Genomic DNA, 20,550 nt, shown 5'->3' with positions numbered 1-20,550 from the left:
ATTCACCAAAACTACTTTCTGTATTGCGGCGGAATAGGTAAATCTGAGGATTTAAAGTTCGGTCTCTTGCCGCCCCGTTTGCGATATTGTTTTAATTGGAAAACATACGCTAAGACTTGGGCCACTGCGGTAAACAAACCATCAGGAATAGCCTGCTCTAACTCTGTGGAGTGATACAGAGCCCTTGCTAAAGGTGGAGCCGGAATGACATAGATATCATGTTCTCGGGCAATTTCTCGAATTTTTAGCGCCATATGGTCTGTGCCTTTTGCAACAACAATTGGCGCTTTATCTATATCTTGCTTGTATCTTAAAGCAACAGAGAAATGCTCAGGGTTGGTCACAATGACATCTGCTTGTGGCACTTCTGCCATCATCCTGCGTTGAGCCGCTTCCCTTTGTAACATTCGAATACGGCCTTTTACTTCAGGTCTACCTTCTGTTTCCTTGTATTCGTCTTTCACTTCCTGCTTTGTCATTTTTAGTTGATTGGCATGCTGCCAAATCTGAAATGGAATATCGATGGCTACGACAATTAGTAGTGAACAACTAATTAAAAATACAAAATTAAGTAATATGTCTAATGCATGGAAAATATTCTGAGGGTACACATCTAAACTCAACTGAAACAAATCTTCTTGGGCTGCGTCTATCAAATAAAAGGCCACTCCGGAGACCAAGGTTACCTTGAGTATTGATTTAATCAGCTCAACCCAACTTTGCACCCCAACCATGCGCTTTAAGCCGCTTAGCGGGTTCATTTTTGACCACTTAGGCATTGCAGCTTCAACAGAGAAGTTTATTCCGCCTATCCCCGCAGCCCCTGCTAAAGCGGCAATAAAGAGAACCAGAAGGATGATGATCAGAGGCGCGAGCAACTCCCCCATAGCACCAAAGGCAATATCAAAAAGTTTAGTTAGATCGAATATCTCTTCGCGGGATAGATTAAATAACCTTTTCATCAACGTAAACAGAGAACGAGAAAGCCACTCGCCAAACCACATAAGCGCAACCGCCCCAATCACCAACACTGAAACCGATGCGAGTTCCTTTGAACGAGCAACTTGACCTTTTTCACGTGCCTGTTGCAATCGTTTGGGCGTGGCCTCTTCGGTACGTTCTTGGCCGTCTGACTCTGCCAACTCAACCTCCTAGCAATTCAAACGAATAAAGCGACATACTTGCTGCTCTCCTTGCAACCAGAATAGCTCATAGTGGCTATACAAGCCCGAGATGATATACCAGCACAGCAGTAAACCAACAATCAGCGCAAAAGCAAAACCAAGAGAAAATATGTTCAGTTGAGGCGCTGCTCGGGTCATAACACCGAAAGATAGGTTAATGGTTAATAAGGCAATAATTCCTGAGAGAGACATACTCAGGGCTACCTGAAACATAATACCAAGCCAAAGTGCCAACTCTCTAAAATCGACGGTGTTAAGCGAACCACTACCTATGGGTAAGGATTTGAAACTCATCACGACCAGTGTGATCATTTTGAGATGTCCATCTGTTGCGAGAAAGAACATGGTTGCCAAAAACATAAACAATTGGCCCAACAAAGGCGTATTCTGACCGTTCGCTGGATCAACCATTGAAGCAAAACCTAAACTCGACTGCATACCTAATATCTGGCCGAGAATAACAAAGGTCTGAATCATAAACTGAGTGATTGTTCCCATCGCAACACCAATAATGATCTGCTCAAGAACCGTCATAAAACCTTGAAAAGAGAGGAGCTCAATATTATCAGGTACAACAGGAACGGCGGGCATGACGGCAAATGTGATCGCTAACCCCAAATAAAGACGAACACGTGTGGACACAAACCTTGCACCAGTCACTGACATCACCATCAGCATGGCTGCTATTCGGGTGTAAGGCCAAAAGTAATTGGCAATCCAATCCAGTATTACGCTAGTCGGATACTCCATTCCCCATCACCTTAATATAAAACCTGAGGTAAACGTTCTACGATAGAGAAAAAGTACTCCATTAGCATTTGTGTCATCCAATGAGCAAAAAGCATCATAGCCAATAAAGTCACCACCAAACGTGGTAAAAAACTCAATGTCTGTTCATTGATCGATGTTGCCGCCTGAAAAATTGCCACAACCAAACCAATTAGAAGGCTTGGAATTATAATGGCACAGACCATTATCAGCACCATCCACAATGCGTCTCTAAATAACTCAACAAAGAGTTCAGGCGTCATGCTTTCCTCCTGCTAAAGGGCAAAGCTACCAGCCAATGTTGATAGGATAAGATTCCAACCATCAACAAGTACAAATAGCATCAATTTAAAGGGTAAAGAAACAATCATAGGCGACAGCATCATCATACCCATAGCCATAAGAACGGAAGCAACCACTAAATCTATGATCAGGAACGGAAGAAATAACATAAAACCTATCTGGAAGGCTGTTTTCAGCTCAGAAGTAATAAAAGCGGGAATGAGTACCGCCATAGAGACATCCTCTGGCCTTCGAGCATCTGAACCCGAGATGTTGACAAACGTCTCTAGGTCCTTAACTCGGGTTTGTTTCAGCATGAAGTCTTTCATTGGTAACTGAGCTAAATCGAAAGCTTTACGTGCGGTTATTTGCTCATTGATATAGGGCTGGATTGCATCTGTATTTATCTTGTCGAGAACTGGCGACATAATAAAAAACGTCAAGAAAATAGCGATACCAATAATCACCTGATTAGAAGGGGTTTGCTGCAATCCCATCGCCTGACGCAAAATAGACATCACCACAACAATACGCGTAAATGAGGTCATCAGGATGACCATAGCAGGCAAAAAGCCTAACATAGTCATCAAAGCCAATATTTGCAGGTTTACCGAATAATCTTCGCTACCATCTGAGTTGGTGGTCATGGTAAAAGCAGGAATACCACCTCCACCGCCAGAAAAGCTGCTGGTTGAAATCGTTCTCGCGGCTCCTTGCTCCTTTTCCATCGCGGAAACCGTTACCGCTTGTGATGGTGCTGCATTGGAGGGAATAGGAGTCGATATGGATTCTTCAGACAAAGACAGTGTTGAAAACACGGTCAACAAAAACGCCAGTATGAAGGGTAGCCACCTGCTAGTGTTTATCATTTTTTTTCAATATCTGAGTGAGTTGAGTAGCGAAAGGAGCGCTTGCAAACGCCGATTTATTCATTTCTTCCTGCTTTAAAGGTGTCTCAAGTTTAGAAATCAATTGAACTGACTGAGAAGTCACTCCGACTAAAAACTGTTCCTCACCAGCTTGTACAATCACCACTCGCTCGCGAGTACCAACAGGAAGTTGGCGAACAATACTTAATCCACCTTGATTCATCATGGCAGGCACTCGCATGCGCTTTAATAACCAAGCAAGAAACAAAATAAACGCCACAACAAATATCAAAGAACCAAAAGTTGTTGCCCAGTCCAATTGTTGATTGCTAGGACTTTCAGCCAGAGCAAACGGAGAGATAGGTAACAGAGCCAAAAGCCTGATTCTGTTTTTGCAACTCACCATAACCTACCTTAACTTCTTAATTCGTTCAGTTTGGCTAATCACATCTGTCAGACGAATACCAAACTTATCGTTCACTACCACTACCTCACCATGCGCGATTAAGGTTCCATTCACCAAGACATCCAGCGACTCACCAGCCAAACGCTCCAATTCAACCACTGACCCTTGGTTAAGTTGTAATAGGTTACGAATACTAATCTTAGAACGCCCTACTTCCATTGATATGGTGACGGGGATATCGAGAATGGTATCAAGTTTGCGCCTCTCATCTTCCGAAATAGGCGATGAAGTGTCTTGAAGTTCATCAAGCTGCGCAGACATAACCTCATCTACGTCTATATCAGGTGCATCTGGGTCCTCTCCTAACGCTGCGGCCCATTCATCCGCCAATTTTTGATCTTCATCCATACCTAAATACCTATTTACTAATCTTCTATTTCACCGTCATCTTCTTCTAACTCAGAGATGACGTCCTTACCTAAAAATGCGATATCGGTTTTAACAACATCAGGGCGTTTAATTTTTTCAGAAACTTGCACTGCTAACATTTCTCCAGAACGCCCCATTTTGACTCGATATGTAGGGAGTTCTTCAACGAACATGGTAGCATTTTCCGGCATGTTTACAGGGATAATATCACCCGGTTGAAGCTCCATAAGATCTCGAAGAGAAATGTCTTGCTCAAGCAAGTTAACTCTAAAATTCACCGGAACATCCATGATTTCTTCACGCAGTGCGCTACTCCAGCGCACATCGGTTTCCATCTTGTCAGATTGTACACCTGCATCAAGCAGTTCTCGAATAGGTTCCACCATGGAATAAGGCATGACTACGTGAAAATCACCACCGCCACCATCAACCTCAATATGGAATGAGCTCACTACAATCACTTCTGTAGGACTGACAATATTGGCCATACTTGGGTTAACTTCTGAATCGAGATACTCAAACTCAACCCCCATGACAGGAGACCAAGCTTCCTTGTAATCTGCAAAGACAATTTTTAGCAGCAATTGAACAATACGACGCTCAGTTGGCGTAAATTCACGCCCCTCAATTCGAGCGTGATAGCGTCCATCGCCACCAAAGAAATTTTCTACTAAGATGAAAACTAAACGAGCCTCCATTGTGATAAGAGCAGTACCTTTTAGTGGCCTAAAACGCACCATGTTCAAACTTGTTGGTACATAAAGGGTATTCTGATACTCACCAAACTTCATCATTTGAACGCCGTTGATTGATACTTCAGCAGCTTTTCTAAGCATATTAAACAAGCTAATGCGCATATGTCTGGCAAAACGCTCATTTATCAACTCCAATGTGGGCATCCGACCACGGACTATCCGATCTTGAGACGAAAAATCGAAATCTACTGTCGGGCCACTACTGTCGCCATCCCCACCACCGTCACCATCGTCGACATCGTCGACACCATGGAGCAGAGCATCAATCTCATCTTGGCTTAATAGATCGGTCACTATTCACCTACTGTATTACAAAATCAGTAAACAACACACGTTCAATCACAGGTTGACCTACGGCGCGATTTAAACTTGCTTTAATGTCCTCTGTCGCTTTGTCTCTCAGCTCGACTCGTCCATTCACACTTCTTAATTGCTCTACCGTCGCTGAGGCAAAGGTACCGAGCAGCGAACTTTCAATTAACGGAGAGTGATAACGTGCCAAGTTTTCATTTTCAAATCCTCTAACCATCAATTGTACTTTTATTTGTACCAATCGCTCTTTAGTGTCACCAGTAACATTAAAAAGAAAAGGTTGAGCAATATTGACATAAGATACTGGTTCCGCCGACACTTCAGCCTCTTGTTGAACAGCTTGTTCAGCATCTCCAGCATCATCAGACCCCATCATAAAAAACGCAGCACCGCCACCACCGGCTAACAATACAACGACAGCGATGATGATAATTAACAGCTTACCTTTACCTTTGGGTGCTTCTGTTTCGATTTCTTCGTCGGCCATATCCGTGGTTCTCTATTTTGCTTACTTTTCTATAGTTTAAGCGTAATAACTGATTCCATCACGCTTTGTTATTACATTCAAATCAAGATTGACGTCTGGTTCAAGGTTTTCGTCGCCAGCAAAGGCTTGATTGCTGCTGCCTTGACCACTATCGGGGCCATTTCCAGCATAACGATTCTGTTGCCCTGAAGATTGCTGTTGAACAGAAGAGTCGCCTAATTGCACTCCTTGCTGAGCCAACATTTCCCTTAAACGAGGCATTGATTGCTCGATAACATCTCTCGCCTGTTGGTTTGCGACTGTGAAATGTACAGTCGCTCCATCACCTCCCATATTTAGGCGAATTTGTAATCTACCTAACTCTGGTGGATCAAGGCGGATATCCACGTTTTTAAGATTTTTCGACATCATCATCTGAACACGTTCAGCAACCTGCTCTCCTGCCATCTCTCGATTGAGAGGCATCGGGGCCTGAGCAACCATCTGCTCGGCTCGCAGTTGAGTTTGACCTGTGCCAGCCTGTTGACCACTTGCTTGAGCCAGTTGCTGAACTAAACTGGGCTCTGAGGCACGACTTGCTTCAGACTTAGAGCCTGTCTGTGATAGTTTTCCTAGTGATTCAACGGCCTTTGCCCCCATGGCTGTTTTTAACATAACCTGTTCACTGGCAACGGGAGTCGCGGCAACATGCTGTAGCTGATTTACGGAAAACTCATTACTAAATGGAGTACTTGCGCTAGCCTGAACAAGTTGCTGACCATTGATTGTTGCCGATGTTTGGTTCAGTTGTGGCGAAACTGATTGACTCCATTGAGCATGTTGCGCCTTATGTTTCACTTCAACTTTTTGTGGCACCTCACTCACACTTAATTCAGTCTCCTCAACGGAACTCGACCACGGAATCGCAGAGGCCATCATTGTCGGAGCAGCTTCCAATCCAGCCGCTGCGTTACCCTGACCGTCAACTTTTGAATTAGCAAAGTCTTGATTGGTGATATCTAAGTTCTGTTGACTAGCGGGCTGCTTTCTCAACTCACTGTTAACCGCTTTGGCTAAAGGAGAAACATGACTGGGCAGCGGCTCTGATAGCGCTTGAGCTTTCGCAAACTCTACTATTTGCTCAATCTCTTTGTCTGTCACTCCTTGCGCTTTCAGTTGAAGCTTAAGCTGTTCAATATCAGCACTATTCACTAGCTTGGCGTTTTCAATCTCGCCCAGATTGGCTCTTGCCACTTGTTCGACACCCAAATGGCCGTACTGATTCACCTCGGAATTCAAAGGTAAATTTGATGATAACGGCTCAGATTCAATAAGCTTTTCTGGAATGTCATTCATCAGCTTTTGCGAAGGGCCAATTGGCGCTTCTCTCGGCTGAATTTTTTCAACATTACCAATTACGTCAGTCGCAATATTAATATCAGCCACAACATTGTCTTTGGCGATTGTTTGCCTTAACTGAGCTTGATTATACAGCTTAGGCGTTACCATGTTAGCCGAATCAGAGGGAGCCTGCGCCAACTGAACCTCTGGTGGCAACTCCTTGCCGTGTGAAGATTGCAGTGCTCTGTTGGCACCATCAATTCTTTCAAGCAATTCGCTATTTTCCGACACTATTTTCTCGGCATCAGAATCAAATCCGTTAGCGGAAATGGAGGATTCACTTTGTGGAAGCACGGCTTCGATAGGTATCTCTGCTTTGTTTGAAGATTCTTTGTTTGCAGAGCCTGCAACCTCCACATCTATTGCCTTGTCAGATTCAGCGCTCTTTGAGACAGTGACAAGCTCTTCACCAATAGCATCTTCATCGAGATTAACCTGTTGTTCTAGCATTAGTTTCGTACTTTCATCTCCAACGGATGAAGAATCAGTCGTGACCTTTTTTGTCTCAGGCTTATCACCAGATTCGCCTTTTAAAAATGCGGCCAATTTGGAAAAGAAACCTTCCGATTGCTCAGTCTCTGAAGACTGAGAGGTGGACGTAGTGGCTTTAGAAGAGTCTGACACTGGAGTTAGATTTACATTCATAAACAGAGCGCTCACATACAATTGAGAGAACTGCCACGACCAAGCATTGAAACAACCAAACAGGGCGCAGCAATATTTAACAATATTTAACCAGCAAGAAATGAGCCAAATAAATAAAGAGCGTATGATTCATACCCGATAACCATGTTCGCTAGTCTCAATGCGCAGAACGACGGGCATATTGCAAGGTAGAAAACTCGTCCATCAGCTTTTGTTCTCTGATATGTTGTATTCGCTCTTTTTCGCTCCGTTTTTTCTCAATAAGCCATTCATATGAACGTCGTCTCTTTCGGCATTCAGCCCAATTTTGTTCACAATGGTCGACTTGCGAGAGAAAATGTTGCTCAGCCTGCTTTTGTTTGGACAAGGTCTCATCCAGCGTTGTTAGAAATCTATTTAGATGCATATACTGACTTGCCGTCAGGCCCTGTTTACCCTTTTCTACCAATTGGTCACAATAGTCTAAACGGTAATTTTCTATTTGTTTCAGTTGCTGATAATAATCTTGAAGTTCAGAGCGAGCTCGGCTCAGTGCAAGCAACGCTTGCTTTTCACGTTCTTTAGATTGTTCAAGAAGAAATGCAATCGCGTTATCCATCCGTTACTCCTCCACAGGTACTTGGAGTAGATTGCGCAACATACTAATACTCATATCATAAGGCACAGTTTCTTGCATACCTTGTTGTAGGAAATTATCTAACTTAGGCTTTAGAGTAAAGGCACTGTCTATCGCAGGATCAGAGCCTGGTTTATAAGCACCAATTGAAACCAAATCTTGATTTTTCCTACAGACTGACAGTACTTGTCTCACGGCCTTCGACATTAGGATTTGTTCTTCGTTTGTCACCTGTGGCATCACTCGACTGACTGACTTTTCAACATCAATCGCTGGATAATGACCAGCATCGGCCATTTCCCGCGACAACACAATATGACCATCCAGTATCGCTCGTGAAGCATCTGCAATGGGATCTTGTAAATCATCACCTTCTGTCAGAACAGTGAAAAAGGCCGTGATAGATCCATGTTCTTGACTGCCATTTCCTGCCCGCTCAACCAAAGCGGGTAATTTAGCAAACACAGACGGCGGATAACCTTTAGTAGCAGGAGGCTCACCAACCGACAACGCAATTTCTCGCTGAGCTTGTGCAAAACGAGTAAGAGAATCCATGAGAAGCAGCACATCAAGGCCTTGATCGCGAAAATACTCAGCGATAGTTAACGCTGTCTGGCATCCTTTTAGACGCATTAAAGGTGATGAATCGGCTGGAGCAGCAACAACCACTGAACGCTGACGTCCGTCAACTCCCAATATTTCGTCGATAAACTCTTTAACTTCTCGCCCACGCTCACCGATTAGGCCAACTACCACCACCTGAGCGGTTGTCCCCCGAGTCATCATGCCTAAAGTAACCGACTTACCCACGCCCGAGCCAGCAAATAAGCCTATACGTTGACCTTTACCGACCGTAAGTAACCCGTTAATGGCTTTTATCCCAACGTCCAAAGGTTCAGAAATGGGTTTTCGAGAAAGGGGATTGATAGGATCAGAATTAAATTTAGCGCGTTTTTCTGTATAAAGAGGCCCCAACCCATCTAGAGGATTTCCTACCCCGTCGATAACCCGCCCTAACAACTCCATCCCAACAGGCAAGCCAGAGTCGGTCGCAAGCGGTGTGACTTTAGCGCCTGGCAAAACCCCAGTAATTTGTTCACTTGGCATAAGAAAGAGGTTATCACCTGAAAAACCTACCACCTCTGCATCCATGTGACCATGAATCGTCTCAACTTGGCAAAGACTTCCAATCGGAGCTCGGCATCCTGTCGCCTCCAGTGTCAATCCTACGACTCTTACCAATTTACCGGATGCAACAGGACGACAAGTCAGCCCATCCGTTTGATAATGCGAAAGACGTTCTGCAAGCGCTAACATCAGTCACCACCTTGGTGATGATTTGTACCGCAGAAGTTATTGAGCACACTGCGAATTCTATCTTCTAAGCGGTAATTGACACTCGATTCACCGGCTTCAATCTGCAAATCACCACGATTTAATGCTGGTTCTGCGGCAAGCAACCAGTTGCGAAATTCAAGTTCACCTTCGCCATAAGAGGAACGCACGATGTCAATATCATCGGGATGAAGTTTAATCGTGATGGAATGCCCAGAGACAGGAAGTGCTTCAACAGACTGTTTGACGGTGTCTAACACAACTTTAGGATTGATTTGAGCTTCGACATGGACCACTTCCTTGACCAAAGTTAATACCATATCAACAATCTGCCTTTCAACTTGGACATTAAGTAACTCAAGTGGTTGAGCAAATTGATTCGCCAGTCCGACAAACGTTTGAATTTGCTGTTGCACAAGCTCTTGTCCAGCCTCTATTCCCTCAGTTTTCCCCTCTTCAAAACCTTCCTTATGACCTTCAACAAGCCCTTGTTCCTTTCCTTTTTCAAAACCTTGCGTAAACCCCGCTTCCTGACCTTGCAACAATCCGTTTTCATAAGCCTGTCGCTTGATTTGCTCAATTTCTTCTTCGGTGAGTTCTTTAGGTGGCTCGGGTTCTGGCTCGGGAAGAACAGGCATCCAACTAGGATCGTAATTCATGGCTGTTTCTTTAGCCTGAGAACGCGTTTCCGATGAATAGTCCGGCATCCCCCACAATTCCGTTTTATGGGCAAGATCGCCATCTTCTATGCGCAAATATCCACGCTTTCTTTCGTCTGACATTGCCACGTCACCTAACTTTCAAAACTACAAGAATTCATCAGCACCACCGCCAAGTACAATTTCACCGGAGTCAGCCATTTTACGTGCAATAGCCAGCACTTCTTTCTGTGCCGCTTCAACATCAGAGACCTTGATTGGTGCCATCGCCTCAAGGTCATCACGCATAAGCTCTGCTGCACGTTTGGACATATTCTTGAATATCTTTTCACGAAGAGCATCATCGGCACCTTTAAGTGAACGTTGCAGCGCATCTTGAGGAACATCACGCAGCAATTTTTGAATCCCTTGGTCATCCACTTCAATAAGGTTTTCAAACACAAACATTAGATCTTGAATCTGTGTTGCCATGTCTTCATCTTGCTCACGAATTTGCTCCATCATGATGCCTTCCATCTGGTTATCCATAAAGTTCATGATTTCAGCAGCAGCCTTAGTACCACCAATTTTCGCAGCTTGAGCACCGGCTTGACCTGCAAACTGTTTCTCCATAATTTCATTTAACTCAGCCAAAGCAGATGGTTGGACTTCTTCTAAAGTGGCGATACGCATAATGAGGTCAAGCGCGTCACGCTCTGCAAATTGTGTCAAAATTTCCGCAGATTGGTCCGGCTCCAAATAGGAAAGTACGATGGTTTGAATCTGAGGGTGCTCATTGATAATTATGCTGGCAACCTGACGGGGATCCATCCATTTAAGTGAATCCAAACCTTTTGAGCCTGTACCAAGTAATATCTGGTCAACAAGGTTATTGGCTTTGTCTTCACCAAGAGCGGCAACTAAAGCATTACGCATGAAGTCTTCACTGCCCATGCCTATATTGGTGTATTTTTGGATATCTTCTAAAAATGCTCGGTGAACAACACTGACCTTTTCTTGATTGAAGCTAGCAGCTTGCGCCATCGCACTACCGACACGCTGTACTTGCTTGGGTTCTAGATGGCGAATAATTCCAGCTGCGTCTTGTTCGTTGAGGCTCAACAACAAAATAGCGGCACGTTCTTCACCTGGTACACTTTCGATATCTAAGGTGTTTTCATCACCTTCCCCTTTCGGGGCTACGTCATTTGCCATCTTCCATCCAGTTCTTCACTACTTGCGCCGCTAGCTCAGGCTCATTTGCTACGAGAGCTCGAACTGCTTTGAGCACGTCTTCATCTTTGTGGAGATTAGGTAAGTCAATACTAGAGCCAAACTCAAATAACTCTCCACCATCCATGTCACCGCCAATGAGGCTTGTTTCTCCATCAGCACCAATGGGCAAGCCATCTGGGCCATACAAATCGTCGTCATCATCCGAAGCTGGATTGAGCAGTTTGGTCATTGCAGGACGAACCAATACAAGAACAATCACTATGATAACAAGTGCACTGGCCAACCATCTCATCCAGTCATTAAAGTTTTCATGTTCCCAGATAGGCACATCAAGCAAAACCTCAACCTCAGGCTCTGCAAACTGCATACTAAGCACATTCAACAAATCACCGCGATTTTCGTTGAAGCCAACTGCCCCAATCAGTAAATCTCGAATTGACTTTAACTCTGCATCAGAAATCGGTTGGTAGGTCGTCTCTCCTGTATCAGGATTAGTGGTTGGACGATTTTTTATCGCAACCGCGACGGTTTGACGATTGACTATCCCCGACTGGCGACGCTCATGACTGATTGTGGTATCCAATTCAAAATTACGTGTCGCTTCTTTGTGAACAGAACCTTGCCCAAGTAAAGAACCGTCCTTCATCTGCGCAACATCTTGAGGAATGGACGCATCCGCAGGCGGTTGATTACTGAGCGCCCCGGGCACACCAGCGACAACGTTACCATTATTATAGTCTTCGAGAGTGTACTCACTTCTCGTAGAGGGTGTATTAGGATCAAAACTTTTTCGAGTTTGCTCTACAGCGCTGAAATCTAACTGAATATCGACTTGTGCTGTGTAGTTCCCAAAGCCCAAAATTGGGATCAGTACCGAATCTATTTTTTCTCGTAAAGCTTCTTCTTGTTTGCGCTCAAGTTCATGCTCTTTTCTACGAGCAGCGGAGGCTGGGTCTTGAGAACCAGAACTCAACAAACGACCATGTTGATCCGTTACAGTGATGCGGTTGGTTTTCATTCCCGGAACAGCACTGGCGACCATATCCACAACAGCGTCTACTTCTTCCTGCTTGAGAGAAGCACCCATACGGAGGGTTAAAAATACCGAAGCTGAAGCTTCTTGATTGTGGCGAACAAACACACTTTGTTTAGGTAAAGCCAGCAACACACGCGCTTTACGCACATGCTTCATTTCTTCAATCGCCTTGGCAAGTTGTAGCTCACGACTCAATTTTAAACGTTCTTGCTCTAAACGCTGGGAAACGCCGAAGCCCATGTCCTGCATCAAAATCTCGTTTCCAGCCTGTTTTTCATTGTTCAAACCAGCTCGAACCATGTTGAGCTTGATTGAATTGTATTCACTAGCTGGGACTGAGATCGTATTACCATCAAGGTTATAATCTATTTTTTCCTGATCAAGATAATCCAATACAGGGATAAGTTCCTCGGTATCGTAAGCGCCCAGAGGACGCATTTCAGGCTCTCTGACCCAGAAAAACAACATCACTATCAAAGCAACACAGATGGAAATCGAGAACACAAGCACGACTTGGCGCAGAAGATCCAAATCGCCCACGGCCATATCGAATTTCTTCGAACTTTGCTCGTCTAGATCTGGATTCTGAATATCGTTATCCATATCTGATGTCGCAACCATGGCTGTATCCGGAGCACTCTCTGCCACAGCCAGCTCTGTTGATGGATTTTCTTCTTCTGACACGGTCAATACCTATCGCTTAAACTGGCATATTCATTAATTCTTTGTACGCTTCAACAAGCTTGTTGCGTACCTGAATTGTCGCTTCAAATGCAACACTCGATTTGTTTCGTGCAATCATGACATCAGATAATGAAATGTCCTCATCACCACGATCAAAACGCATTTGTAAGTCGCTTGATGTTTTCGACAGCCCATTGACATTGTTGATGGCGTTATTAAGTAAGTCTTTAAAATCAGCACCCACTTTTTGTCCAGTCGCAGTCGGTTTTGTATTTGCTGCTTCGAACATCATTGATTGTAATTCGCCTTGGAAACCATCTACTTTCATAGAACACCTCAACCGTCAACTCTTTGACTTCATTCCTTGTTGTTAGAATAATCTGCAATCTATATGCCACAAAAAGTCGGTAATACAAATTGCGCATTAATTGGGAATATCAATTCCCGCATCTCTCATTTTTGCTAGCTTGTAGCGCAGTGTACGAGGACTGATGCCCAATTTTTCTGCCATATCCTTACGCCGCCCATTACACTCTTCCAACGTGTCCAAAATAATGGCGAACTCCTGTTCCCTTAATTCTCCCCCTAAACCCGAAGACATTGAGAAGTCATTTTCAACTTCAGCTAAGGGTCGAATATTAGGCGCGTTAATTTGACCAGTTTCGACGATATACTGCAGGCTACACGCATCTTGCCAATCAAGACCTTCCAGCAGGATATGCTCAGCATCAATCTGGCTATTCTCACTCAAAATCAGGGCGCGCTGGACAACATTATCTAACTCACGAACATTACCGGGCCAATGATACGCAAGCAGCTTGTTTAAGGCACTGGCTGACAATTCAGGAACCGGAAACCCTAGCTTTTTGCAATGACGCTCTATCAGATGCTTAGCGAGTGGCTCAACATCGCCTTTGCGCTCGCAAAGTGCGGGCCAAGCCAGAGGGAAAACATTTAAACGATAATACAAATCCTCGCGGAAATTGCCTTCTTGTACATAAAGTTTGAGATCTCGGTTACTGGTCGCTAACACTCGCACATCAAGCTTTATGCTCTTCCGGCTCCCTAACCGTTCAACTTCTCTTTCTTGCAATACTCGCAATAACTTAGCTTGCAAATTCAAATCCATTTCGCTGATTTCATCGAGCAAAATAGTCCCGCCCTGAGCTTGTTCAAACTTACCAGGACAAGCCTGCACTGCTCCAGTAAAAGCCCCTTTTTCATAGCCAAATAAAGTGGCTTCCAACATATTGTCTGGAATAGCCGCACAGTTAATAGCCACAAAAGGACCGTCTTTGCGATTAGACACATTGTGAATATATCGCGACATAACTTCTTTACCTGAACCACTGGGGCCGAGCACCATGACATTCGCATCCGTTTTGGCCACTTTTTCTGCCATTGCCAATAATTTTAAACTCTTGTCGTCTGCCACTACCGCATCGCCATCATCTTCCGACTTATTGGGAACATAGCGGCTCACCATATTGAGTAAAACTTCCGGAGCAAAAGGCTTAGCCATATAATCGATAGCACCATCTTTCATTGCCGATACCGCATCTTCTATATTCGCGTAGGCTGTCATCAGTAGGACAGGAATATTTGGCCAATGCTGCTTGATTGTACGTAGCAGAGCTAATCCTCCCATGCCCGCCATCTGTACATCAGACACCACAATATCAACAGAGTGGGCTTTAAGTTTGAGCAAGGCATCTTCCGCGCTATCGGCTTCTAACCACTCATATCCTGCCAGAGCGAGCGTATCCACTAAGGCTTCGCGCAAACCTTCATCGTCTTCTACGATCAGTACTTTGCTTTGCATCATTGTCCTTCTCCTGTGATTGTTTTCGGGCTAGACTCCAAACTGGTTTCAAAAGGGATACAAACCGTGAAACATGCTCCTTCCCCTTTTTCTGAAATCAATTCCAGCCTCCCGTCATGAGCACGGCATACCATCTGCACAACAGCAAGTCCAAGCCCTGTTCCTTGGGATCGAGTCGTAAAGAACGGCTCCATAATTTGATTTTGTAATTCTTTCGGCACACCAGGACCGCTATCCGAGACAGATATCTTCAGCTCATTTCGTACAGGTCTAAAAAATACATCCACTTGAGAACCTTTCCCTGCAATCTGAATGGCGTTCATCACCAAGTTACTCAATGCTGATGCGATTGCGTTCGCATTGCCTAAGATCTCAATGTCGCTTTTTTCAACTTCTAGGTGATAATCGATTTGATTATTTTTCAGCGCGGTTTCAACCATAGGAGAAAATTCAGACACTAAGTCAGAAATTGTGAAAGGCTTAACTACCTTGTTATCACCACCTTTGGCAAACAGCAGCATATCGTTCACTTGCTTTTCTAAATCATGTAAACGGTCCATGAGCTTGGTTTGAAAACGTTGCTTAGTTGCAACGGGTAAACTTGGAGCACCAAGATTTGAGGCATAAAGCATGGCGCTAGACAGAGGGGTACGAACTTGGTGAGCCAGTGAGGCCACCATTCTTCCGAGAGAAGATAGACGTTGCAGATCGCTAATACGCGATTGCAATAGTCTTGTTTCAGTCAAGTCCGTGATAAGAATTAACTGCCCGGTGGTGGAAGCGGAAATTGCCAGCCTTACTTTGCGCCCATTATGCAGGGATACTTCATGACCATCGTCGTCTCGAGGAGCAAAGGCCCCCTGAATAACTTCAAACCACTTTTGTCCTATAAGAGGCATTTCTAGCAATCTCTGAGCTTCAGGGTTCGCTTCATGCACTACACCTTGTGTGTCTAACAAGATTACCCCTGCAGGCATAACATCCAGTACCTGCTTGTATCTCTCAACTTGCTCTTCAATAGTACCAAGTGGTTTCTGATCCATCATCGCTTGAGCTGCTTGCATGTCGTATTTCTGCCTTTAAAAACAACAATAGTCTGGAATGCAAAAAGCAAGCCAGACTATTATTCATTTAATTCAAACACTTAATATCAAGTCAGAATTTTGACGACGTGAATAATTGACGTCCTAACGTTGGACATTGTACTTACGCATCTTCTCAACCAGTGTTGTTCGTCGCATACCAAGCATATCTGCGGCTCGAGCCACTACACCGTCTTGTGCCTCTAATGCTTGGTTAATCATATTCAGCTCCAAATCCGCTAATATTTCCTTCAGGTTGACACCCTCAGGGGGAAGTTCTTGAGGTGTATGGATATGCTCATGCATTGTTTCGCTTTTATCGAGGCTAAAGCCCTCAGAAAATATATCTTGCAATACATCTCGCTCTTGCTCTTCTATGGTTGCAAATGCATTGTACTCAGGATGGAATTCAGGAATATCACTGTATCGATATTTGGTTGGTAAATGATTGACGTCCACCAGGCTATTAGGATAGAGAATAATCATCCTTTCCACCAAATTAGCGAGCTCCCTTACGTTACCCGGCCAATTATGTTCCATAAGCGAGTTGATTGATCTTGGGGTAAAACAAATCGATGATGTACCATCCGATTCCATACGAGCCATTAATTCTTGAAGTAATAGAGGGACATCATCAATCCGATCACGCAAAGGAGGCATTTCAATAGGGAAAACATTAAGACGATAATATAAATCTTCTCGAAACGATTCGTCTTTTATCATATTTTCTAGATTTCGATGAGTGGCCGCAATGACTCGAACATTAACTCTTATCGTCGTATTCCCACCAACACGCTCGAAACATCGCTCTTGCAACACTCGAAGAAGTTTAACTTGCATTGGCATTGGCATATCACCAATTTCATCCAAAAACAAAGTTCCTCCCTCAGCTAACTCAAAACGTCCTTTACGCGAGGTAATTGCACCAGTAAACGCTCCTTTCTCATGACCAAACAATTCACTTTCCAATAAGTCAGGAGGAATAGCACCACAATTTATTGGCACAAATGGGCCCGCCTTACGAGCCGAATGATAGTGGATATTACGTGCCACTACTTCTTTACCCGTACCAGACTCTCCCAAAATAAGCACGCTCGCTTCAGTAGAGGAGACTTGCTCTATAAGGTGCCTGACTTCCTGTATACCCATACTTTGTCCGACCAAACTTCGAAACAGAGCATTGTCACGAGAAGAGGCGGAGAAGTTAACTCCTTGACGTCCAAGGAATTCTTTACAGTGCCGTAGCGCTTCACTTACTTGTGGGTAGTTTAAGGGATATTCCAGTTCGCCGACATAATTTGTCATATCTTCAACTGGATGAGAGTTTGCTCCCAAAGTCAGTAAAGGAATATGATTGGCTTTTAATAGATGGCCATTGAGTTGAGAGGAAAGGCCTTGGTTATTCAAAGAACCCAGAATGCATCCAGCCCAACCATTAGACCAATCAACGTCGTCTAACTGTGCAGAACTTATCGGCTCGCACTGTTCTCCAACGAACTCTAATATGTTACTTAGATCGATACGTGCCTGCGCATCATCTTCAATTACGAGCAGCTTTGCTAAACCTTGCATAGGAGAGAATTATTGCCTTTATTTTCAAACGTTGTGGCTGATATTTTGTTCTGACGACTAATCTAACTATAGAACAGGATTAGTGATAGACAATTTATAAAATTTAGCAACAAATTTAGCCACTAAACAAGTTAGTGGCTTACATTCTATTTGATAAAAAAATAAAGGCAACCAAGCAATTAGGTGATTTGACATTTATACCCAAAGCTTTGCTACAAAATATGGTTATAAGTCTGCTTAATTCAAACTTATCGTTTAATTACCCACATCTGTTGCAGTTAAGTTGTGATACTCCGCAGGTATTTGCTCCCACGCAGACTTAATTTCTCGAATTATGTCGATAACATCATCAATTGGCTGAGGGTTATTTTTATGATTGGCTTCGGTTATTTGCGTAATCATAAACTCATAAAGTTGATCAAGATTCTTAGCAATATCACCACCATCATCCATTGACAAACAGCTTCGTAAACTAATAATGATATCCAGAGCTTTACCTAACCTTTCACCTTTAATTGGAATATTGCCCTGCTCCATTGCCGCTTTACCCTGAATCAAACGCTCAATTGCTCCTGCCATCAGCATTTGAACAATTTTATGCGGGGAGGCAGCACTGAGCTGGCTATCTACCGATACCTTCTTGTAAGCCTGTAACGAACCACGCATAACAACCCTCTTTATAAATATTTTTTGTACTGTTGAACCGACTTATTGCCGTAACGGTACTTTTTCAAATTACTGCCGAGTTCTGCCGTTTTACTTTGCATCAGCTCAACAGTTAACTGAGTGCGCTTTATGGCATCATGCCATTCTGGTAATTGCGCTAACTCATCATGCTTGCCTATTATACTAATCAAGGTTAGCAATATCTGTTCCCTTGTATCGACCTGATTGAGGATTTCTTCAGAATTAATCTCAGCTTCTGCAAGTTTACTCGCTATTTCGTGATCTAAATCACCAAGCTGAGAGAGCTTTTTCAAAAATTCATCCGCCAAGTGCATTCATCATACTCGCTAATTGCGATTGCATATTTGTTGTCGCATCTTGCATTGCCGTAAATTTGGCGTGGGTGCGCTTTTCAAGACTCTCCATACGTCTATCTAAAACTGCCTGATCATCATTAAGGCTATAATTACGATCAATCATGGTCTTTTCACGAGTCCTGAGTGTTCCCGTCACGCCAGTGATTCCTTGAATGGCGTCCTCTACCTTCTTAGCAAAGCCCTGATTACCTCCAAAAAAGTCTTCCAACTTATTGAAGTTCTTGTTGATTTGTCGATCCAACATATCATAGTTGATTTCTAGGGTTCCTTGCCGAGTGGTCGCAATACCAAATTCAGTGAGTGTCTTTAACTCCTCGGATGCCGGTTCTATGCGCGCAGAGAAAACCGATTTCAGCCTAGAATCAGCGTTACGGACAACGCTCTCTCCTGCTAGTGGGCCAGCCTGCCCTGTTCTAGGATCAACACCCGCCAACTCTTTAGATATCTGGTAAAACTGATTATAGGCTGCTACAAACTGCTCAATATCATCACGCACTCGCTGGCGGTCATATTCGATATCGATTTCAGAAGGCGCTTTATTCTTGTCTGAACGCCCTTTTAACGTTAGATCAACGCCTTCAATTGCATCTTCAATAATATTATTATCACTAGAAAGTTGCGCAACACCATCAAGTAGCACTTTTGAATCTTGCGCAGCTTGAACCTGTGTCATACCTCGATAGGCGTCGAAAGATTCCTGAGCCGACTGTAAGTCGGCTTGTGCTTTGTCTAAACGTTCCAAATATTCTCTTTCTTCTTGAGGCAATTTGGCAAGCTCAATTTGTTTTGCTTCTTCAGGCGTTAATTCTCCAGAAGATACTTTTGCATCCAGCTCTGCTTTTTCCTGAGCCAGTTTTTGTTCAATTTCAGCCTGCTTAGCTTCAAGAACCGCTTGAGCTTCTTTAGGCGTCACATAAGAGTCGGTCAACGTTCCAGAAGCGGATGGACTCCAACCGGGAATATCGGGCGCTTTTTCTAGTGCTTTGGCATCAAGCTGAGGTTCTGGTTCCCAATATGAGTCCAGTAATGTACCTGATGCGGTATCTGTCCAACCGGGTATTCTCTCTTCAGGCTTAAGATATTTATTGGCTTGAGTACCCGCAGCCGCAGCTGCAACGGCTGCGACGTCGGACAACTCATTACCCGCGCTTGCATCTTTAGCTGCATTGGGATCGACAGCTATTGCCGCCTGTTTTGAAGCATCGGCAATCTCTTGATCGACAAGTTTTGCCGCTTTAATATTGTTTTCTGCAATCCTATCCGCGACAGCCTGCTCGTCTTCTGTAAGCGGCTTGATTAGATCTTGCGCCGTTGCCCGCGCTTGTTCGAGATCTTTAACTCTTTGCTCTAGGGTTTTGTACTCGAGTCTTTTAAGCAGGTTGTTTGGTTCCGCTTCTGCACTCAAAGTGAGCGCATTTTTTTCACCTGAATTACTCGATGCAACAATCAGGCGTGGGCCTTCAACATCGTTGATCACTGAGGCTCGAACACCTGGGTTGGCTTTATTTTCATTGATACTGCGGACAATATCCGTCAGCTTTGAATTGTTTTTTACTTGGATTGTAAAGTCTTTATTATTTAGAGAAATCTGCAGCTTACCCGGGCCAAATTTAGCATCTTTAGGTAATACATCAGATGCAATTTTATGACTCTGGGCAAGCTGCAACACATCAATAGCATATCTACCAGCGATAGCTTCAGTGGTTGCTGTCGCAGACACGACGGTCTCATCTGTCGATTCAACCTTTCTGGCGGCAAAAGCTTTCTCTTGACGAAAACTCACCATCAAGTTTTTCATCGTATCCAACGACTCTCTGAGCCGACCGTAGGCACTGATACTGGAATCAATTTTGTCACGCTCGCTATCGATTCGCTGCTGCTTAGGAACACGCTCCGAATCAACAACTTTGTTGACCATGGCATTGATATCCATGCCAGAATTCATCCCTACGGGGCCAAAGCTCATTCA

The 20,550-nt window shown here is 44.0% G+C and carries 21 protein-coding genes; all 21 read right to left on the bottom strand.

Going from position 1 to position 20,550, the window contains the following annotated elements; translation table 11 throughout:
- Window positions 1-11: 11 nt before the first annotated feature.
- The 21 genes from flhB to fliD all read right to left on the bottom strand — a co-directional run bounded on the left by flhB (window position 12) and on the right by fliD (window position 20,547).
- Complete coding sequence (flhB, locus tag QQK21_RS05975) at window positions 12-1,142, bottom strand: flagellar biosynthesis protein FlhB (RefSeq protein WP_284191282.1); 1,131 nt, start codon at window positions 1,140-1,142, stop codon at window positions 12-14.
- Window positions 1,143-1,151: 9 nt separating this feature from the next.
- Window positions 1,152-1,934: a flagellar biosynthetic protein FliR gene (gene fliR, locus QQK21_RS05970; RefSeq protein ID WP_284191281.1), complete on the bottom strand. Its 783-nt coding sequence runs from the start codon at window positions 1,932-1,934 to the stop codon at window positions 1,152-1,154.
- A gap of 11 nt (window positions 1,935-1,945) precedes the next feature.
- On the bottom strand, window positions 1,946-2,215 hold the full coding sequence (gene fliQ / locus QQK21_RS05965; RefSeq protein WP_284191280.1) for a flagellar biosynthesis protein FliQ: 270 nt from the start codon (window positions 2,213-2,215) through the stop codon (window positions 1,946-1,948).
- 12 nt (window positions 2,216-2,227) lie between these two features.
- Window positions 2,228-3,103 (bottom strand): flagellar type III secretion system pore protein FliP, encoded by an 876-nt coding sequence (gene fliP, locus QQK21_RS05960; protein WP_284191279.1) that lies wholly within the window; start codon window positions 3,101-3,103, stop codon window positions 2,228-2,230.
- Window positions 3,090-3,509, bottom strand: a complete 420-nt coding sequence (gene fliO / locus QQK21_RS05955; protein WP_284191278.1) for a flagellar biosynthetic protein FliO — start codon at window positions 3,507-3,509, stop codon at window positions 3,090-3,092. Before fliO ends, fliP begins: the two co-directional genes overlap by 14 nt.
- Before the next feature lie 3 nt (window positions 3,510-3,512).
- Window positions 3,513-3,917, bottom strand: a complete 405-nt coding sequence (gene fliN, locus QQK21_RS05950; protein WP_284191277.1) for a flagellar motor switch protein FliN — start codon at window positions 3,915-3,917, stop codon at window positions 3,513-3,515.
- A 17-nt stretch (window positions 3,918-3,934) separates the two neighbouring features.
- Window positions 3,935-4,987: a flagellar motor switch protein FliM gene (fliM, locus tag QQK21_RS05945; RefSeq protein WP_284191276.1), complete on the bottom strand. Its 1,053-nt coding sequence runs from the start codon at window positions 4,985-4,987 to the stop codon at window positions 3,935-3,937.
- A gap of 7 nt (window positions 4,988-4,994) precedes the next feature.
- On the bottom strand, window positions 4,995-5,492 hold the full coding sequence (fliL, locus tag QQK21_RS05940) for a flagellar basal body-associated protein FliL (RefSeq protein ID WP_284191275.1): 498 nt from the start codon (window positions 5,490-5,492) through the stop codon (window positions 4,995-4,997).
- Between the two features lie 36 nt (window positions 5,493-5,528).
- Entirely contained in the window at window positions 5,529-7,517 is a 1,989-nt protein-coding gene (locus QQK21_RS05935) for a flagellar hook-length control protein FliK (protein WP_284191274.1), read from the bottom strand.
- A 157-nt stretch (window positions 7,518-7,674) separates the two neighbouring features.
- A complete protein-coding gene (fliJ, locus tag QQK21_RS05930) occupies window positions 7,675-8,115 on the bottom strand; it encodes a flagellar export protein FliJ (protein WP_284191273.1) in 441 nt (146 codons plus the stop codon).
- A 3-nt stretch (window positions 8,116-8,118) separates the two neighbouring features.
- Window positions 8,119-9,450 (bottom strand): flagellar protein export ATPase FliI, encoded by a 1,332-nt coding sequence (gene fliI / locus QQK21_RS05925; RefSeq protein ID WP_284191272.1) that lies wholly within the window; start codon window positions 9,448-9,450, stop codon window positions 8,119-8,121.
- Complete coding sequence (fliH, locus tag QQK21_RS05920) at window positions 9,450-10,250, bottom strand: flagellar assembly protein FliH (RefSeq protein ID WP_284191271.1); 801 nt, start codon at window positions 10,248-10,250, stop codon at window positions 9,450-9,452. Before fliH ends, fliI begins: the two co-directional genes overlap by 1 nt.
- A 24-nt stretch (window positions 10,251-10,274) precedes the next feature.
- Window positions 10,275-11,321 (bottom strand): flagellar motor switch protein FliG, encoded by a 1,047-nt coding sequence (gene fliG, locus QQK21_RS05915; protein ID WP_284191270.1) that lies wholly within the window; start codon window positions 11,319-11,321, stop codon window positions 10,275-10,277.
- Window positions 11,311-12,999, bottom strand: a complete 1,689-nt coding sequence (gene fliF / locus QQK21_RS05910; RefSeq protein ID WP_284191358.1) for a flagellar basal-body MS-ring/collar protein FliF — start codon at window positions 12,997-12,999, stop codon at window positions 11,311-11,313. Before fliF ends, fliG begins: the two co-directional genes overlap by 11 nt.
- A gap of 79 nt (window positions 13,000-13,078) precedes the next feature.
- Complete coding sequence (gene fliE, locus QQK21_RS05905; RefSeq protein WP_284191269.1) at window positions 13,079-13,390, bottom strand: flagellar hook-basal body complex protein FliE; 312 nt, start codon at window positions 13,388-13,390, stop codon at window positions 13,079-13,081.
- 96 nt (window positions 13,391-13,486) lie between these two features.
- Complete coding sequence (locus QQK21_RS05900; RefSeq protein ID WP_284191268.1) at window positions 13,487-14,887, bottom strand: sigma-54-dependent transcriptional regulator; 1,401 nt, start codon at window positions 14,885-14,887, stop codon at window positions 13,487-13,489.
- The gene (locus QQK21_RS05895; RefSeq protein ID WP_284191267.1) at window positions 14,884-15,948 is read right to left on the bottom strand and encodes a sensor histidine kinase; all 1,065 of its coding nucleotides are present in this window, start codon (window positions 15,946-15,948) and stop codon (window positions 14,884-14,886) included. The genes QQK21_RS05900 and QQK21_RS05895 overlap by 4 nt, the downstream gene beginning before the upstream one ends.
- A gap of 123 nt (window positions 15,949-16,071) precedes the next feature.
- Window positions 16,072-17,538, bottom strand: coding sequence for a sigma-54 dependent transcriptional regulator (locus tag QQK21_RS05890; RefSeq protein WP_284191266.1), 1,467 nt, complete (start codon window positions 17,536-17,538; stop codon window positions 16,072-16,074).
- A 255-nt stretch (window positions 17,539-17,793) separates the two neighbouring features.
- The gene (gene fliS, locus QQK21_RS05885) at window positions 17,794-18,204 is read right to left on the bottom strand and encodes a flagellar export chaperone FliS (RefSeq protein WP_284191265.1); all 411 of its coding nucleotides are present in this window, start codon (window positions 18,202-18,204) and stop codon (window positions 17,794-17,796) included.
- Window positions 18,205-18,215: 11 nt separating this feature from the next.
- Window positions 18,216-18,539, bottom strand: a complete 324-nt coding sequence (locus QQK21_RS05880) for a flagellar protein FliT (RefSeq protein WP_284191264.1) — start codon at window positions 18,537-18,539, stop codon at window positions 18,216-18,218.
- Window positions 18,523-20,547 carry a flagellar filament capping protein FliD gene (fliD, locus tag QQK21_RS05875; protein ID WP_284191263.1) on the bottom strand — a complete coding sequence of 675 codons (2,025 nt, stop codon included), beginning with the start codon at window positions 20,545-20,547 and terminating at the stop codon, window positions 18,523-18,525. The genes QQK21_RS05880 and fliD overlap by 17 nt, the downstream gene beginning before the upstream one ends.
- Between the last annotated feature and the right edge of the window lie 3 nt (window positions 20,548-20,550).

This window comes from Vibrio zhanjiangensis (genome assembly GCF_030161235.1).
Classification (GTDB): Bacteria; Pseudomonadota; Gammaproteobacteria; order Enterobacterales; family Vibrionaceae; genus Vibrio; species Vibrio zhanjiangensis.
The sequence above is the reverse complement of the archived record's forward strand: the minus strand, read 5'-3'. Positions and strand labels throughout refer to the sequence as shown.

What these genes read in the sequence shown, in the direction of transcription:
- fliR (WP_284191281.1), bottom strand. Translation starts at nt 1,934, where the DNA reads ATGGAGTATCCGACTAGCGTAATACTGGATTGGATTGCCAATTACTTT.
- fliQ (WP_284191280.1), bottom strand. Translation starts at nt 2,215, where the DNA reads ATGACGCCTGAACTCTTTGTTGAGTTATTTAGAGACGCATTGTGGATG.
- fliP (WP_284191279.1), bottom strand. Translation starts at nt 3,103, where the DNA reads ATGATAAACACTAGCAGGTGGCTACCCTTCATACTGGCGTTTTTGTTG.
- fliO (WP_284191278.1), bottom strand. Translation starts at nt 3,509, where the DNA reads ATGGTGAGTTGCAAAAACAGAATCAGGCTTTTGGCTCTGTTACCTATC.
- fliN (WP_284191277.1), bottom strand. Translation starts at nt 3,917, where the DNA reads ATGGATGAAGATCAAAAATTGGCGGATGAATGGGCCGCAGCGTTAGGA.
- fliL (WP_284191275.1), bottom strand. Translation starts at nt 5,492, where the DNA reads ATGGCCGACGAAGAAATCGAAACAGAAGCACCCAAAGGTAAAGGTAAG.
- QQK21_RS05935 (WP_284191274.1), bottom strand. Translation starts at nt 7,517, where the DNA reads ATGAATGTAAATCTAACTCCAGTGTCAGACTCTTCTAAAGCCACTACG.
- fliJ (WP_284191273.1), bottom strand. Translation starts at nt 8,115, where the DNA reads ATGGATAACGCGATTGCATTTCTTCTTGAACAATCTAAAGAACGTGAA.
- fliI (WP_284191272.1), bottom strand. Translation starts at nt 9,450, where the DNA reads ATGTTAGCGCTTGCAGAACGTCTTTCGCATTATCAAACGGATGGGCTG.
- fliH (WP_284191271.1), bottom strand. Translation starts at nt 10,250, where the DNA reads ATGTCAGACGAAAGAAAGCGTGGATATTTGCGCATAGAAGATGGCGAT.
- fliG (WP_284191270.1), bottom strand. Translation starts at nt 11,321, where the DNA reads ATGGCAAATGACGTAGCCCCGAAAGGGGAAGGTGATGAAAACACCTTA.
- fliF (WP_284191358.1), bottom strand. Translation starts at nt 12,999, where the DNA reads ATGGTTGCGACATCAGATATGGATAACGATATTCAGAATCCAGATCTA.
- fliE (WP_284191269.1), bottom strand. Translation starts at nt 13,390, where the DNA reads ATGAAAGTAGATGGTTTCCAAGGCGAATTACAATCAATGATGTTCGAA.
- QQK21_RS05900 (WP_284191268.1), bottom strand. Translation starts at nt 14,887, where the DNA reads ATGATGCAAAGCAAAGTACTGATCGTAGAAGACGATGAAGGTTTGCGC.
- QQK21_RS05895 (WP_284191267.1), bottom strand. Translation starts at nt 15,948, where the DNA reads ATGCAAGCAGCTCAAGCGATGATGGATCAGAAACCACTTGGTACTATT.
- QQK21_RS05890 (WP_284191266.1), bottom strand. Translation starts at nt 17,538, where the DNA reads ATGCAAGGTTTAGCAAAGCTGCTCGTAATTGAAGATGATGCGCAGGCA.
- fliS (WP_284191265.1), bottom strand. Translation starts at nt 18,204, where the DNA reads ATGCGTGGTTCGTTACAGGCTTACAAGAAGGTATCGGTAGATAGCCAG.
- QQK21_RS05880 (WP_284191264.1), bottom strand. Translation starts at nt 18,539, where the DNA reads ATGCACTTGGCGGATGAATTTTTGAAAAAGCTCTCTCAGCTTGGTGAT.
- fliD (WP_284191263.1), bottom strand. Translation starts at nt 20,547, where the DNA reads ATGAGCTTTGGCCCCGTAGGGATGAATTCTGGCATGGATATCAATGCC.